The 14139-nt window shown below is 39.4% G+C and carries 15 protein-coding genes; 13 read left to right on the forward strand and 2 right to left on the reverse strand.

The window, feature by feature from the left end; genetic code table 11:
• Positions 1–49 precede the first annotated feature (49 nt).
• Positions 50–679 carry a hypothetical protein gene (locus tag ABJG98_RS02720; RefSeq protein ID WP_348277926.1) on the reverse strand — a complete coding sequence of 210 codons (630 nt, stop codon included), beginning with the start codon at positions 677–679 and terminating at the stop codon, positions 50–52.
• Between the two features lie 63 nt (positions 680–742).
• Here ABJG98_RS02720 and ABJG98_RS02725 point away from each other — a divergent pair, with 63 nt between their 5' ends.
• From ABJG98_RS02725 to ABJG98_RS02785, 13 genes are all read left to right on the forward strand, one after another.
• Positions 743–1057: a thioredoxin family protein gene (locus ABJG98_RS02725; RefSeq protein WP_348277927.1), complete on the forward strand. Its 315-nt coding sequence runs from the start codon at positions 743–745 to the stop codon at positions 1055–1057.
• Complete coding sequence (locus ABJG98_RS02730; protein WP_348277928.1) at positions 1058–1300, forward strand: hypothetical protein; 243 nt, start codon at positions 1058–1060, stop codon at positions 1298–1300.
• Between the two features lie 129 nt (positions 1301–1429).
• A complete protein-coding gene (locus ABJG98_RS02735) occupies positions 1430–2539 on the forward strand; it encodes an inorganic phosphate transporter (protein ID WP_348277929.1) in 1110 nt (369 codons plus the stop codon).
• 40 nt (positions 2540–2579) lie between these two features.
• Positions 2580–2918, forward strand: coding sequence for an arsenosugar biosynthesis-associated peroxidase-like protein (locus ABJG98_RS02740; RefSeq protein ID WP_348277930.1), 339 nt, complete (start codon positions 2580–2582; stop codon positions 2916–2918).
• The gene (gene arsS, locus ABJG98_RS02745) at positions 2918–3955 is read left to right on the forward strand and encodes an arsenosugar biosynthesis radical SAM (seleno)protein ArsS (RefSeq protein WP_348277931.1); all 1038 of its coding nucleotides are present in this window, start codon (positions 2918–2920) and stop codon (positions 3953–3955) included. Before ABJG98_RS02740 ends, arsS begins: the two co-directional genes overlap by 1 nt.
• 30 nt (positions 3956–3985) lie before the next feature.
• Positions 3986–4957 carry an arsenosugar biosynthesis arsenite methyltransferase ArsM gene (gene arsM, locus ABJG98_RS02750; protein ID WP_348277932.1) on the forward strand — a complete coding sequence of 324 codons (972 nt, stop codon included), beginning with the start codon at positions 3986–3988 and terminating at the stop codon, positions 4955–4957.
• A gap of 201 nt (positions 4958–5158) precedes the next feature.
• Positions 5159–6274, forward strand: a complete 1116-nt coding sequence (gene mnmA, locus ABJG98_RS02755) for a tRNA 2-thiouridine(34) synthase MnmA (RefSeq protein WP_348277933.1) — start codon at positions 5159–5161, stop codon at positions 6272–6274.
• 13 nt (positions 6275–6287) lie between these two features.
• A complete protein-coding gene (locus tag ABJG98_RS02760) occupies positions 6288–7031 on the forward strand; it encodes a hypothetical protein (protein WP_348277934.1) in 744 nt (247 codons plus the stop codon).
• On the forward strand, positions 7021–8679 hold the full coding sequence (locus tag ABJG98_RS02765) for a S8 family serine peptidase (RefSeq protein ID WP_348277935.1): 1659 nt from the start codon (positions 7021–7023) through the stop codon (positions 8677–8679). Before ABJG98_RS02760 ends, ABJG98_RS02765 begins: the two co-directional genes overlap by 11 nt.
• The gene (gene rpe / locus ABJG98_RS02770) at positions 8679–9332 is read left to right on the forward strand and encodes a ribulose-phosphate 3-epimerase (protein WP_348277936.1); all 654 of its coding nucleotides are present in this window, start codon (positions 8679–8681) and stop codon (positions 9330–9332) included. The genes ABJG98_RS02765 and rpe overlap by 1 nt, the downstream gene beginning before the upstream one ends.
• A complete protein-coding gene (locus ABJG98_RS02775; RefSeq protein WP_348277937.1) occupies positions 9292–11706 on the forward strand; it encodes a TonB-dependent receptor in 2415 nt (804 codons plus the stop codon). Before rpe ends, ABJG98_RS02775 begins: the two co-directional genes overlap by 41 nt.
• A 43-nt stretch (positions 11707–11749) precedes the next feature.
• On the forward strand, positions 11750–12334 hold the full coding sequence (locus tag ABJG98_RS02780) for a penicillin-binding protein activator LpoB (RefSeq protein WP_348277938.1): 585 nt from the start codon (positions 11750–11752) through the stop codon (positions 12332–12334).
• A gap of 81 nt (positions 12335–12415) precedes the next feature.
• Entirely contained in the window at positions 12416–13810 is a 1395-nt protein-coding gene (locus ABJG98_RS02785; RefSeq protein ID WP_348277939.1) for a hypothetical protein, read from the forward strand.
• Here ABJG98_RS02785 and ABJG98_RS02790 read toward each other — a convergent pair whose 3' ends face one another.
• Positions 13811–14104, reverse strand: a complete 294-nt coding sequence (locus ABJG98_RS02790) for a thiamine-binding protein (RefSeq protein ID WP_348277940.1) — start codon at positions 14102–14104, stop codon at positions 13811–13813.
• Positions 14105–14139: the final 35 nt, after the last annotated feature.

Below are 14139 nucleotides of genomic sequence, written 5' to 3' on the forward strand. Positions count from 1 at the left end.
AATTATCATTTGATAACAATTTAATCAATAGAATTAAATTTAGTTAGACTCAATCTTCCTCTATCAATTCAAGAACATCCATTATTTGACCATAATCTTTAAAGCCAGGGCGTTCTTCCTTCGTTGCTTCAAGCTCAAGTCCTGGAAATTTGTCCAATGCCCTTTCAGAATTAATTGCGTAGCCTTTTAATAGCTTGAGGTTACCATTATAATAGCAAATTTGTGAATCAATCTTTTCAAACAAATCTGGGTTGCTAGACTTTATGAGTACAATCTCAGCAAGTTCATCTAAATAACTCAACGTCGATTTCAATTCATTAAACTCAGCTTCAGTAGTAATACTTAACCTTACAATTAATGGTTTTCCTAAGAGCCCAACTTTCTCAACAAGATTTAGATTAGCGATTTCAATATAGTCAACGGGATATTTCTTAACTGTCTCGCGAATTTGCTCTTCATTGGCACCATGAAACTCACCTGCAAAAGATACACCTGCAACCCAATCAGTAATCTCACCAAAGTCAGCTTCAGTTACAAATGATTTTGCAGTAGGGTCAATTGTGAATCCAATGACATCTACCATCATTCCTGCACAATAGCGAGCATCTGAAAGATTAGATACATTACTAATTTTTACGAACGTTTTTAAGCCCATTGATTTTTTTGAATTTCCTCTCACAAAGAAAACCTTCTGAACGAAACAATTTGAATTATTTTGCTGTTTTGCACAAAAAACATTCTAATGGCAGTAGAACCAAAGACAGACCAGGATTTTAAGCAGGCACTTGAGAAAAGTGAAAAAGTAATCGTAAAGTATTTTGCAGATTGGTGCGGAAGTTGTCGGTTATTTTCCCCAAAGTTTAGAAGACTATCAGAAGACAACCAATATTCGAGTATCACTTTTCTTGATGTAAACGCTGAAAAGAGTCCGGAGGCTAGGAAATTAGCTGGAGTAACTAATCTTCCATTTTTCGCCACATTCAAAGGAGGAAAATTACTATCCGCAGTAGCAACAAGTAAAGAAGAAGTAGTAGTTGAAATGATAAACGCGTTTTAGATGAAAATCCCTGTAATTAAGCAACTGGTAGAAAGTTATTCCAAAGAAGAATTGGTCGAAGCAGAGGCAGCAATTGCTGAAGAAAAAGCTCCCAAAATTGATATTCCCGGAGATGATGAGGGAGAACAATTAACACATGCCTATGCAGCTGTCCAAATCAAAAAATCAATGGAGGTCAATAATGTCGACTTTAAGACAGCACTAAGAGAATATACTGGTCGAGTGAGAAATTCAATATCATAGACTTCCAGCCGACTATTGGATGAAGAAATCCATTGGTGAGAGACTTTACGTAATTCAAGTCACTAGTTTTGATTCCAGATTATTTTCTGAGTCAAAAGACAGGATAACTTAAATTGATACTCACCAAAAATGATTCTACTTGTACTTTTTATAGCTGCGTGTTTGCTCGCTTATGCAAATGGTGCAAATGATAACTTTAAAGGAGTGGCTACCCTCTTTGGCAGCGGTACAACCAATTACAAAAAGGCTATTAATTGGGCCACAATAACAACATTGCTAGGGTCAGTATCAGCTTTCTTTTTAGCAGGCGAACTGGTAAAAAATTTTTCAGGGAAAGGATTAGTTCCTGACTTATTAATTCAATCACCAGAATTCGCTATTTCCATTGCATTAGGAGCCGGCCTTACGGTATTGCTAGCTACAAAAATCGGAATGCCAATATCCACTACGCATTCACTGGTTGGCGCTCTTTTAGGGAGCGGTTTGGTTGCTGTTGGCAGCTCATTCAACTTTGCTAAGCTTGGAGGTACTTTTTTGTTTCCATTGATGATAAGCCCATTGATGGCCGCAATCGTAAGCTTAATAGGTTATGTGATTTTTCGTCAATTGAGATTGATGTCAGGTATTACAAAAGATACTACTATTGAGCTAGGAGACGAGATTGTACAGACAACTGCTGCAGTCGCTTTAACAGAGGGATCTAGTCAAAATCTAAGCTCAGCAGTAATTCATCAATCAATGATGGAAAAATACAACGGCAGGTTGTTGGGGATAAGTGCTCAGAAGCTGCTGGATTTTGCTCACTATTTGAGCGCAGGCATTGTTTCTTTTGCAAGGGGCCTTAATGACACACCAAAAATTGCTGGGTTGCTACTATTCATTCATGTGCTTGATATTCGAGTATCACTGATATCAATCGGATTGATGATGGCAATTGGCGGTCTTATCAACGCTAAAAGGGTTGGACACACGGTGAGCAAAAAGATCACAAGAATGAATCACGGCCAAGGCTTCACTGCTAATTTATTCACAGGAATATTGGTCACGACTGCAAGTATTCATGGAATGCCAGTTTCAACAACTCATGTTTCAGTAGGGTCTATTTTTGGAATTGGCATGGTGACAAAGAAGGCAGATACACGGGTGATAAGAAATATTTTGCTTTCTTGGTTGTTAACATTACCAGTTGCCGCATTATGTTCAGCATTGGTATACCTTGTAATAATAAACTTATACTAGGCTCAACTTTATCAGTGTGCTAATTGTTAACACTTTAACTATGAAAAACGAAACATATTATAATTCCGAAGATCTGAAGAAGTTCGGTGATATAACCGAATGGCAAAAGGAGTTAGGAGACAAATTTTTCGACTATTACGGGAATGTTTTTAAAGACGGTGCGCTTACTGCTCGTGAGAAATCACTGATAGCACTAGCGGTATCACATGCTGTTCATTGTCCTTACTGTATTGACTCATACACCTCTGATTGTCTGAAAAAAGGTGTGGATGAAGAGCAGATGATGGAAGCCGTGCATGTAGCGGCAGCCATTAAAAGTGGTGCCGTACTCGTCCATGGCGTTCAGATGATGAAGCAGGTTAACGATAAATTGATGTAATGTTAAAATCACTTCAAAAGCAAAAACATAAGTTAGGAACTCCTGAAGGTCAAATTGAGGTGCTCGATAATCATGAAGTAATCAACATACCTTCATTTGAAAGCAAACTAAAAGAGCTAGATCAGCTACCTCTTAAACCCACATCCATCGATATATTTCAAATCAATGTAGGCAAAATGTGCAATCAGGTTTGTACGCATTGTCACGTTGATGCAGGCCCCGATCGTAAGGAAATTATGACGCGCGAAACCATGCAACTATGTTTAGATGCTTTGGAAGGCTCAGATATTTCTACTGTGGATCTAACCGGTGGAGCTCCAGAAATGAATCCTGACTTCAGATGGTTTGTTGAAGAGTTGAGTACGCTTGGAAAGCAAATAATTGTGCGCTGTAATTTGACGATCATTCTCGCCAATCCTAAATACAACGATTTGCCAGAGTTCTTTAAGAAGCACAATGTCAATGTGGTTTCTAGCTTGCCTTATTTTACAGCAAAACGAACCGATGCTCAGCGCGGAGATGGAGTATTCGAAAAATCCATCAAAGCCTTACAAATGCTAAATGCAGTCGGTTATGGCCAAGAGGATAGTGACTTAAAACTTGATCTGGTATATAATCCTGCCGGAGCATTTTTACCTGGAGATCAAATGACTTTGGAAAGCCAGTTTAAAAGAAAGTTGCTTGAATTCGATATTGTATTCAATGAGCTCTTTGCAATTACCAATCTTCCAATTAGCCGTTTTCTTGAGTACCTGGTGAAAACAGAGAAATACGAAGACTACATGGATGAGTTAGTAAATGCGTTCAATCCAACAGCTGCTTTAGGTGTAATGTGTAGAAGTACAATTAGCATTAGCTGGGATGGTTACATGTATGATTGCGACTTCAACCAGATGCTTGAATTGAAAGTGAACGGACCTCAACATATTAGTGATTATAATGCCAAGGCTTTAGAAAGTAGAGATATTATCCTCAATCAGCATTGCTATGGCTGCACAGCGGGCGCAGGGTCAAGCTGTGGCGGAACAACTACATGAAATTTTAATTAAGAAGTTATAACCAAAATAATGGAAGCATACTTAGATACTACAAAAGACATTTATAAAAGAGCAGCTGAAACCCCAGATGTAGGATTATGCTGCACGACCACACCAATATGGGCTTTCCCAGGGCTTGATATCCCGAAAATCATGCAGCAAATGAATTACGGTTGTGGAAGTACGGTGCATCCTAGAGATTTAATCAACAACCCTAAAATCCTTTATGTCGGTGTCGGTGGTGGTATGGAGCTACTCCAGTTTTCATATTTCAGTAGGCAAAAAGAAGGAGTAATTGGAGTAGATGTCGTAGATGAAATGCTGGATGCTTGCGAAAACAACTTCAAGGAAGCAGAAGCCTCTAATGATTGGTTTCAGCCAGATTTTGTAAGCCTTAGAAAAGGGGATGCCCTGAACCTTCCAGTTGAAGATGAATCCATTGATGTCGCAGCCCAAAACTGCTTATTTAATATATTCCATGAAGAAGACCTCAAAACAGCACTAAAGGAAATGTACCGTGTGTTGAAGCCTCATGGAAGATTGGTACTTTCTGATCCCATCAGTGAAGATACAATGCCAGAAAACCTGAAGAATGATCCAGAACTTAGAGGTCTTTGTCTAAGTGGGGCATTACCGCTGAAGGATTATATTAAAATGATTACGGACATTGGGTTTGGCACAGTAGAAATACGAGCCAAACGACCGTATAGAATCCTTGATACAAAACATTACGATACAGATCAGCCAATACACATAGAGAGCGTGGAAGTGTGTGCTATTAAAGACCCAATGCCAGTCGATGGGCCGTGTGTGTTTACCGGAAAAACAGCTATCTACACAGGCGGGCAAGAATATTATGACGATCATGCAGGTCACGTGTTGATGTATAACCAACCACTTTCTGTTTGTGATAAAACTGCTGGAAACCTTCAAACACTTGGCAATGATGATGTATATGTAAGTGAAAGTACATTCTTTTATGATGGAGGCGGATGTTGCTAGATATCGCTGATGCAACTTAGCGGATGTCGCATAGTATATATCGCTGATGCAACTTAGCGGATGTCGCATAGTATTCAGAAAAATGAGTTAGTGCTTTACGAGTATACTATTTACTTAATACTAGTCACTAATAACTTATCCATTACCTTTGCACTTTGATGTATAAACCGTGGCTGTGAACCCGGCAGAAGTACGAAACTAATGAGTAAAAAAGGACGAATTTTAGTCGCTATGAGTGGCGGCATTGATAGCTCACTCGCTGCAGTGATGCTACATGAAGAAGGATACGAGGTAATAGGCATGACCATGAAGACATGGGACTATCAAACCTCTGGAGGGAGTTCAAAGGAAACAGGCTGTTGCAGTCTGGATTCCATTAATGACGCAAGAAATATTGCGGTAAACCTAGGATTTCCACATTACATCATAGATATCAGAGAAGAGTTTGGAGATGCTGTCATCGATTATTTCACCGATGAATATATAGCTGGCAGAACACCCAATCCTTGTGTAATGTGCAATACACACATTAAATGGGATGCGTTACTCCGAAGAGCTGATAAGCTTGACTGTGAATTTATCGCCACCGGTCACTATGCAAAGATACGTGAGGAGAATAGCCGATTCATTGTATCAAGAGGAGCAGATGGCTACAAAGATCAGTCGTATGCTCTTTGGGGAATCTCCCAAGAGAGTTTAAGTAGAACCAAGTATCCGCTTGGTCATTTAAAGAAATCCGAGATTTACGACATGGCTCGAGAGCGAGAATTCTATGAACTTGTTACAAAATCAGAATCATATGAAATCTGTTTCGTACCAGACAATGATTATAGAGGTTTTTTGAAGAGACGCGTTGAAGGCATAGAAGAACAAGTAGCGGGGGGAGAGTTTGTGTTAGAATCGGGCGAAGTTGTCGGTAAACATGAAGGATATCCATTCTACACAGTTGGTCAGAGAAAGGGTCTAGGAATTGCTTTAGGTTACCCTGTATATGTCACTGAAATACAGAAAGATACAAACCGTGTTGTATTAGGAACTTTTGATGAATTGAGTAGAGATGGCATGTATGTAAAGCAGCTCAATATGCAAAAGTACACATCGATTGAAGGAGAAAGAAAAGACACCATCACTAAAGTTCGTTACAATGACAATGGCAATCCAGCCGTTATAGAGCAAGCAGGTGATACCATGAAAGTGTTTTTTGGAAATGGCGTAAGTGCCATTGCACCTGGGCAAGCAGCTGTTTTTTACGAGGGTGATGATGTAATTGGCGGTGGTTGGATAACTTCAAGCTTTCATCAGAATAGGGAAAATTGAATTTAATTGAAAGTTGAACAAAATTGACACATCTCCTTTCTACCCTTTTAAGAGGAAATATTCTCTTACAGGAATTATGGGGATGTTAATAATGCTGTTGGCATTGTTAAACACTTCATGTAATGAAACCAAAGAAGTAGGCCCTGAGACATTGGGATATGAGTATTATCCTTTAAATGTTGGCCAATATCGAATCTATGATGTAGAAGAAATAAAGTATCTGGTCAGCGGATTCGATACTACCATCTATCAGCTACGCGAAACCATCTTCGATTCTATTCCATCCGCTGATCGCATTATCTATTTGTTGCGGAGAGACATTAGGCCTGATGCATTGAGCAATTGGGAGAGTGATTCAATTTGGACAGTAACACGTACAGCTAATTATCTATCCATCACAGAAAACAACATTCCTTTTATCAAATTAACCTTTCCTGTAACAGCAGGGAGAGAATGGGATGGAAACAGTTTAAATACAAAGAGTGCGCTCACATATTACTATCAATCAATCAGCAACCAATTAGTCGATTCAATTAGTGCAGATAACCATATTCGATTGATCATTGAGGATATAGAAGAAAATGTAACTGGAGTAGATCTGAGAAGCGAAGTATATGTTGATGGCATAGGTTTAGTTGAAAAAGACTATTTGACACAAAAAAAGTGTACATCCAGCGATTGTGGAGCTGATTTAGGCGAAGTGATTGGTGGGCGTTCATTGAAGCAAACACTAACAGAAATAGGAAATGAAGAATAGTTTACTTCTTGTATACCTCTTGTTTATCAGCTTTAAAATGCTTGCACAGGACGATCCGGAGATAAGCCAGGTCAATCGATACTTTATCTATTTATCTGATAAAGCCGGAACCAACTATCCGTATAGTGTTTCAAATCCAACCGAGTTCTTGACTCAGCGAGCGATTGATAGACGCAGCAAACAAGGTATTGCTGTTGATGAGTCCGACTTGCCAGTAGATCCCAGCTACATTCAGGGACTCAGAGATGCAGGATTGGAGGTTTACTACACTTCAAGATGGCTTAATGGAGTGCTCGTGAATGCTGATACCACTTTACTTGATGAGGCTGCAATGCTCTCATATGTCGATAGCATTGCTTTAATTGCTGACACCACACGTTTAAGTAATGAGAAGACTCCTATTGAACCACCAACAGAGTTTACTGCTCCAGCTTCAGTAGAAGGTGATTCTGACATACAGCTTATGATGCTGGGTGCAGATCAGATGCACACAGAGGAAATCAAAGGTCAGGGAATGCTTATTGCTGTATTGGATAATGGATTTACCGGAGTAAATCTATATACCCCATTTCAGCATGTGTGGGAAAATAATCGGATCGTTGCCACAAAAGACTTTGTTCAAAACTCAGGCAATGTGTTTCAATTTGGGAGCCATGGGACATCTGTTTTCTCCATTATTGCTTCCAAATATGAATCTGGTGATGATCACCTTTTCGGAATAGCCTATGAAGCTGATTTTATCCTTTGCATCACTGAAGACAATCAAGCTGAAAACACCTTGGAGGAATATAATTGGCTGCTTGGAGCAGAATATGCTGATAGTTTAGGTGCTGATGTAATCAATGGATCGTTAGGCTACCGTTTATTCGATATTCCAAGCCACAATTATGACTTTGAAGATATGGACGGGAAAACCACTATTGTTTCAAGAGCCGCTGCTTTGGCTGCAGAAAAAGGAATCATAGTAGCAGTAAGCGCAGGGAATGAAGGAAATAAAAGTTGGGGTAGAATTACTCCGCCAGCAGATGCTAAAGGCATACTTACTGTTGGAAGTGTAAATCCAGATTTCTCATATTCAGCATTTAGCTCTGTGGGTAATACTGCTGATGGAAGGGTTAAACCAGACGTTTCTGCTTTTGGATCAGCCACCACTGTTGTTCGAGGAAATGGAACAATAATGAGAGGTAGTGGCACCAGTTTTGCATCTCCATTAATAGCAGGATTCGCTGCTTGTATATGGCAACTAAATCCAGAAAGAACAGTAAATGAAATAATAGCCTCAATTAAAAATTCTTCTCATCAGTCTGGCAATCCTGATTCACTGTTAGGATATGGAGTACCTAATTATGCATTTGCTAAAGATGTGAGGGCGCTAAATGTAAATGATATCCTGCAAGACAAGGTCACTTTCTATCCCAATCCTTTCAATGGAGATACACTTTACCTTACCGCAGATGGCAAGTTTAAGGATGGAATGAGCATTAAGATTATGGATCCCAAAGGAAGTTTAATTTTTAAAAGAGAATTTAAGCGAAGAGAGATCGAGGAAAATATGGAATTGACGATCGATGGTAGTCAACAAGGAGTTTATTTCTTATTCTTGCAAATAGGAAATAATCAGAAAGTCGTCAAACTCATAAACTTCTAATGTCTAAGAAATTAATTGCTCCGTCATTTCTCGCTGCAGATTTCGGTAATGTGCAGAAAGAGGTAGAAATGCTCAATCAAAGTGAAGCAGACTACATCCATATCGATATCATGGATGGGGTTTTTGTTCCAAATATCTCATTCGGATTTCCTGTGTGTCAGGCTATTTATAAGCATGCAAAAAAGCCAATGGATTATCACCTCATGATTGAGCACGCTGACCCATACCTTGAAGATTGCATGAAAGCAGGAGCAGAGATCATTACTGTACATCAAGAGGCCTGCAGACACTTACATCGAACTGTATCTGAGATCAGAAGGCTGGGAGCGAAGGCTGGGGTAGTCATCAATCCTCATACGCCTGTAAGCTCACTTGAAGAGATTCTACCATTCGTAGACTTAGTTTTATTAATGTCAGTGAATCCTGGTTTTGGTGGCCAGAAGTTTATACAAACCACATTTGACAAAGTTCGAAAGCTTAAAAAAATGATAGATGAGGTAAATCCTGAAATCATCATTGAAATAGATGGTGGAGTGAATGATCAGAATGCCGGAGAGCTTTTTAATGCCGGCGCAGATATGCTTGTTGCCGGAAGTTTCGTTTTTAAGTCGGATGATCCAGCTCAAACTATTGCCAATCTTAAAAAAACCTGATCAGTTGAGGCAGCTGATTTTCCTTATACTGGCAATTCTCATCACACCCTTGATCGCTCAACAGGATCTCATAGAGGGTAGAATTGTGGATGAAAAAGGAGTGCCAATTCCTGCTGTTAACATCATCGTTAAGTCTGATCGCTCAATAGGTACTGTTTCTAATGCCGAAGGTTACTTCTTGCTTGAACTAAAAGCGGGCAGTTATGATCTTATCTTTTCACACATACAATATGGCACATACGAACTGAAAAATATAGCTACAGGTGGTGTGAGTGATTTCACCGTGACATTCAAACCACAGGCAATAAAATTGGACGATGTACAGGTAGAAGGACAAAGAGAACGAGACGCTATAGATCCTGCAGCAAAAATTGATGCAAAGTCTGCCCAGAATCTGCCTTCAGCTTTTGGAGATTTTAATAAAGTCCTTTTGACTTTACCAGGCGTAGCAGGTAACAATGAACTTTCTTCCGCATACAATGTGCGTGGTGGAAATTTTGATGAAAATTTAGTTTACGTGAATGACATTCCTGTTTATCGTCCGTTCCTGGCAAATGCAGGGCGACAAGAAGGATTAAGTTTCATCAACCCAGACTTAGTAGGTGATATAAGTTTCTATGCCGGAGGCTGGGAATCTAAGTATGGAGATAAGCTTTCATCCGCATTAAACATCGATTACAAAGAACCTGAATCGCTAGAAGGGCAAATAAACTTCGGATTGCTTGGCGGCTCGGCGTACATAGGCAATCGCATTAACGACGATATTCAATTTCTTTTTGGTGCTCGTCACCGAGACTCGAGGTATTTGCTGAACACGCTGGAGACAGATGGCCAATACTTGCCCTCTTATACAGACGCCCAGGCATTCTTCACATTTGATCTTACAGGCAAAAACAGTCAACAGATAAATAAGACAAAACTAAACTGGCTTCTCGCTTATGGTCGTAACAGATATTTGACGCTTCCCGAATCCCAAACGACAGAGTTTGGATCCGTTTCACAAAATCTACGAATCCAGACAGCATTCGCAGGAAGAGAAGAGTTAGATTATGATACTTATCAAAGCGGTTTCAACCTCTCTCATCGATGGTCTGATAAGTTTCTAAGTCGCTGGATATTTTCAGGTGTATATACTTCAGAAAGAGAAAATTACAATGTAGAAGGAGCCTATAGAATCTGCGATGTGGACAATAACCCAGGTTCCAATAGCTTCAATGAGTGCGTGGTTGTCAGAGGGATTGGTACCAATTTCAACTATGGTAGAAACAGACTGGAAGCTCAGATTTATAATACAGAGTGGCGCAATGAATACTTACTGTCAGATTGGTCTATTCTAGAAATGGGAATTGGTTATAATCGAAACATCATTGACGATGAACTAAACGAGTATTCATTTTTGGATTCAGCAGGTTTCGTAAGTATAAATGAAAGCACGTTCAACCAATTGGAACTAAATACTGCATCAATTACTGCTTACTTACAGACCACCATTTACAGTAAAGATTCGATGCACGCGGTTAACGCTGGAGGGAGAGTCAACCACTTGGATTACAATGGAGAATTGCTCATAAGTCCCCGATTGATTTATCGATTTAAACCAAACTGGGAACGGGAGACATCTTTCAGACTATCTATTGGGAAATATAGCCAACCACCATTCTACCGAGAACTTCGAGATCAAGCAGGGGAAATTAGAGAAGATGTAGAAGCACAGCAATCCATCCACATCATCGGAGCTATGGAACGAGTGCTGACCTGGTGGAATCGTCCATTCCTATTTACTACTGAAGTGTATTATAAATCGCTTGATCATGTAATTGCTTATGATATCGATAATGTTCGCTTACGCTACTTTGCTAATAATGATGCTAAAGCCAATGCTTATGGGTTTGATTTTAGAATTAATGGGGAATTCATCCCCGGAACCCAGTCGTGGTTCAGCCTAGGAATCCTTAATACTCAGGAAGATATAGCAGAGGATGATAAAGGCTTTATCAGGAGACCATCTGACCAGCGAATTAACCTGGCTTTTTACTTTGAAGACCATCTGCCGAATGATCCAAGCATGAGAGTATATGTGAACTCTGTCTTTGGTTCAGGTTATCCACTTGGTCCACCCAACGAAATAAATGCAAGAAATATTTTTTCGGGAGATGAATATTATAGAATTGATATAGGACTATCTAAATCCTTTGAGCTACAGAATCATAAATACCTGAAAACCTTATGGTTAAGGGCAGAAGTATTGAATGTGCTTGGAGCAGATAACACCTTGTCATATTCATGGATTCAGGACGTAACCGGCGCTCAGCTTGCCATACCCAATTCATTATCGGCAAGGTTTTTGAATTTCAGAATATCAGCGGACTTTTAGGTGAAGGATCACCTATCTTTGTTTCACGATATAGCTTAATAAAATGAAAAAAATCACTCAATTATCCATGCTAGTACTTGCTGTTGTAGTGCTGGCTTCTTGCAATAGGCAAGTTACACGTATCAACCCTGATCAGCAGGTAGACCTCAGTGGTCGTTGGAATGATACTGACTCTAAATTAGTAGCTGAAGAAATGATCCAGGATGTAACTGGTAGACCTTGGCATAATAATTTCAAAATTGAAAACGATCGAAAGCCAGTAGTCATCGTTGGATATGTTCAAAATAAAAGTTCAGAGCATATTGAATCAGAGACATTCATCAAAGACATGGAAAGAGAATTTATCAACTCAGGTTTTGTAAGAGTAGTATCTAACTCTGAATTCCGCGAAAAACTCCGTCAGGAGCGTGCAGAGCAGGGAGAATTTGCTTCCCCGGAAACTCAGGCAAAATGGGGGAAAGAGCTTGGAGCGGACTTTATGATGTTTGGCGTGATCACCGCTGTTACCGATTCTTACAAAAAAGAAAAAGTAGTCAACTACAAAGTGAACCTGGAATTGGTAAGCATAGAAACCAATGAAAAAGTATGGTTAGGAGACAAAGAAATCAAGAAGTACATTAAGAACTAGTGCTATTGATAAGCCGTGAGTTCCTTGCATGGGAACTTACGGTTTTATATCCTCTTTTGTAAAAAATCACCACATCTATTCATGGTTTCAATTAAGACCATATTTTCAATTGCGATCCTTATTGCACTCACAAGTTGTGCTTCATTTTATCAGCTCAATTACGAATTCAATAAGAATTTTGAGCAAGGTAACATTGAGCAAGCAGCAACTATTCTGGATCAGAATAAGAAAGCAGCAAGAAGTAAGACACGTTTTCTATATTATGCCAATCAAGGTGTAGTTGAGCATTTATTAGGGAATTATCAAGAGAGTAATAATTGGCTGGAACAAGCCTATTTATTCGGTGAAGATTACCACAAAAATTATTTAAACTTTGCTGCTTCCTACTTTTTGAATCCAAACTTGATCGTATATCCAGGAGAGGATCATGAGCACCTGATGCTTCTATATTATAAGGCGCTCAATTATTTGAAGATGGAAGATTATGAATCGGCATTAGTAGAATGCAGAAGATTAAATCAGCGTTTGTTTGAGTTAGGAGATAAGTACGTTTCCGAAAGCAAATATCAGAAAGATGCTTTTGTTCATAATCTAATGGGAATCATTTACGATGCGGCAGGTGACTATAACAATGCATTTATCGCATATCGTAATTCCTTGGAAATTTATCAAAAGGAATACACCGAAATGTTTGCTCTTGTAGCTCCTCAACAACTTAAGAAAGACTTGTTGCGAACAGCTTCACTTGCTGGTTTTCAGGAAGAGAGAGATAAGTTTAGTGAAGAACTGGGAATGGAATATGTTCAATTGCCACCTGCGGAAGGAGGCGAATTAGTATTCTTTTGGCACAATGGCCTTGCCCCTGTGAAAGATGAATGGTCGATTAACTTCGTTGCTATTAAAGGTTCTGGTGGTCAGGTATTCTTTCAAAATGAAGAATATGGCTTAAACTTTCCCTTTTATTACGACACCAATGAAGATGGAAATGCCAGTATTACAGACCTGACTGGAACACGTGTCGCATTTCCGAAGTATGTGGAGCGGGAGCCTTTCTTTTCGTCTGCAAGTCTGGAGATCGATAACTACTACTACCCTTTAGAGAAGGCAGAGGACATAAATGCAATTGCTTTTAAGACACTAAGAGAACGAATGTTGGAAGAATTGGGAAAAGGGTTGTTACGGGTAGCGCTAAAAAAGATGGTAGAAAAACAAGTTCGAAAAGAAGATGAAACATTAGGCTTCCTTGTAGGCTTAATCAACTTTGCTTCTGAACAAGCGGATACCAGAAACTGGCAAACCATTCCTCATAGCATATTCTACAGCAGAGTCCCATTGAAAGAAGGTGAAAATCAAATCATTCTGCATACAGATAGTCACAAAGCTGCGGAAAGTCAGCAGACCTTCAAATTTGTAGGTCAGAAAGGAAAGACCCAGTTTCAAACCTACCAGTCTTTGGAAAGCAACATTGCTTTTTAATTACCGATCCAGTCTTTTTTCTTCTACTGTCACATCTCTGTCTGTCCGAACATGCATTTTTATGTTGACCAGAAATTCTCTGCATCCAACATTTATAAGTGCCTCTTGAGCATTGCGAGCTATTTCCTGCAGTTTGTCATAGGGACCCGTCATCACCGTTTCCATTGGAGTGATCATATAATCAACACCGGATTTTTGAATAACCTCGATAGCAGCATCTATTTTATCATAAACATCACCTTCGCGATCCAATGGAACGACCTGAATAGCAAGCTGAATATTCTTATCTATCATCTTTTTGTGTTTTCAGCGAAAATAATCTTAGAATT

The sequence above is a fragment of the Ekhidna sp. genome (assembly GCF_039960695.1).
GTDB lineage: Bacteria > Bacteroidota > Bacteroidia > Cytophagales > Cyclobacteriaceae > Ekhidna.

Bases quoted from the DNA above. Each gene is read 5' to 3' on its own strand.
- ABJG98_RS02735 (WP_348277929.1), top strand. From the start codon at position 1,430: ATGATTCTACTTGTACTTTTTATAGCTGCGTGTTTGCTCGCTTATGCA.
- ABJG98_RS02785 (WP_348277939.1), top strand. From the start codon at position 12,416: ATGGTTTCAATTAAGACCATATTTTCAATTGCGATCCTTATTGCACTC.
- arsS (WP_348277931.1), top strand. From the start codon at position 2,918: ATGTTAAAATCACTTCAAAAGCAAAAACATAAGTTAGGAACTCCTGAA.
- arsM (WP_348277932.1), top strand. From the start codon at position 3,986: ATGGAAGCATACTTAGATACTACAAAAGACATTTATAAAAGAGCAGCT.
- ABJG98_RS02740 (WP_348277930.1), top strand. From the start codon at position 2,580: ATGAAAAACGAAACATATTATAATTCCGAAGATCTGAAGAAGTTCGGT.
- ABJG98_RS02775 (WP_348277937.1), top strand. From the start codon at position 9,292: ATGATCCAGCTCAAACTATTGCCAATCTTAAAAAAACCTGATCAGTTG.
- ABJG98_RS02730 (WP_348277928.1), top strand. From the start codon at position 1,058: ATGAAAATCCCTGTAATTAAGCAACTGGTAGAAAGTTATTCCAAAGAA.
- rpe (WP_348277936.1), top strand. From the start codon at position 8,679: ATGTCTAAGAAATTAATTGCTCCGTCATTTCTCGCTGCAGATTTCGGT.
- ABJG98_RS02780 (WP_348277938.1), top strand. From the start codon at position 11,750: ATGAAAAAAATCACTCAATTATCCATGCTAGTACTTGCTGTTGTAGTG.
- ABJG98_RS02725 (WP_348277927.1), top strand. From the start codon at position 743: ATGGCAGTAGAACCAAAGACAGACCAGGATTTTAAGCAGGCACTTGAG.
- mnmA (WP_348277933.1), top strand. From the start codon at position 5,159: ATGAGTAAAAAAGGACGAATTTTAGTCGCTATGAGTGGCGGCATTGAT.
- ABJG98_RS02765 (WP_348277935.1), top strand. From the start codon at position 7,021: ATGAAGAATAGTTTACTTCTTGTATACCTCTTGTTTATCAGCTTTAAA.
- ABJG98_RS02790 (WP_348277940.1), bottom strand. From the start codon at position 14,104: ATGATAGATAAGAATATTCAGCTTGCTATTCAGGTCGTTCCATTGGAT.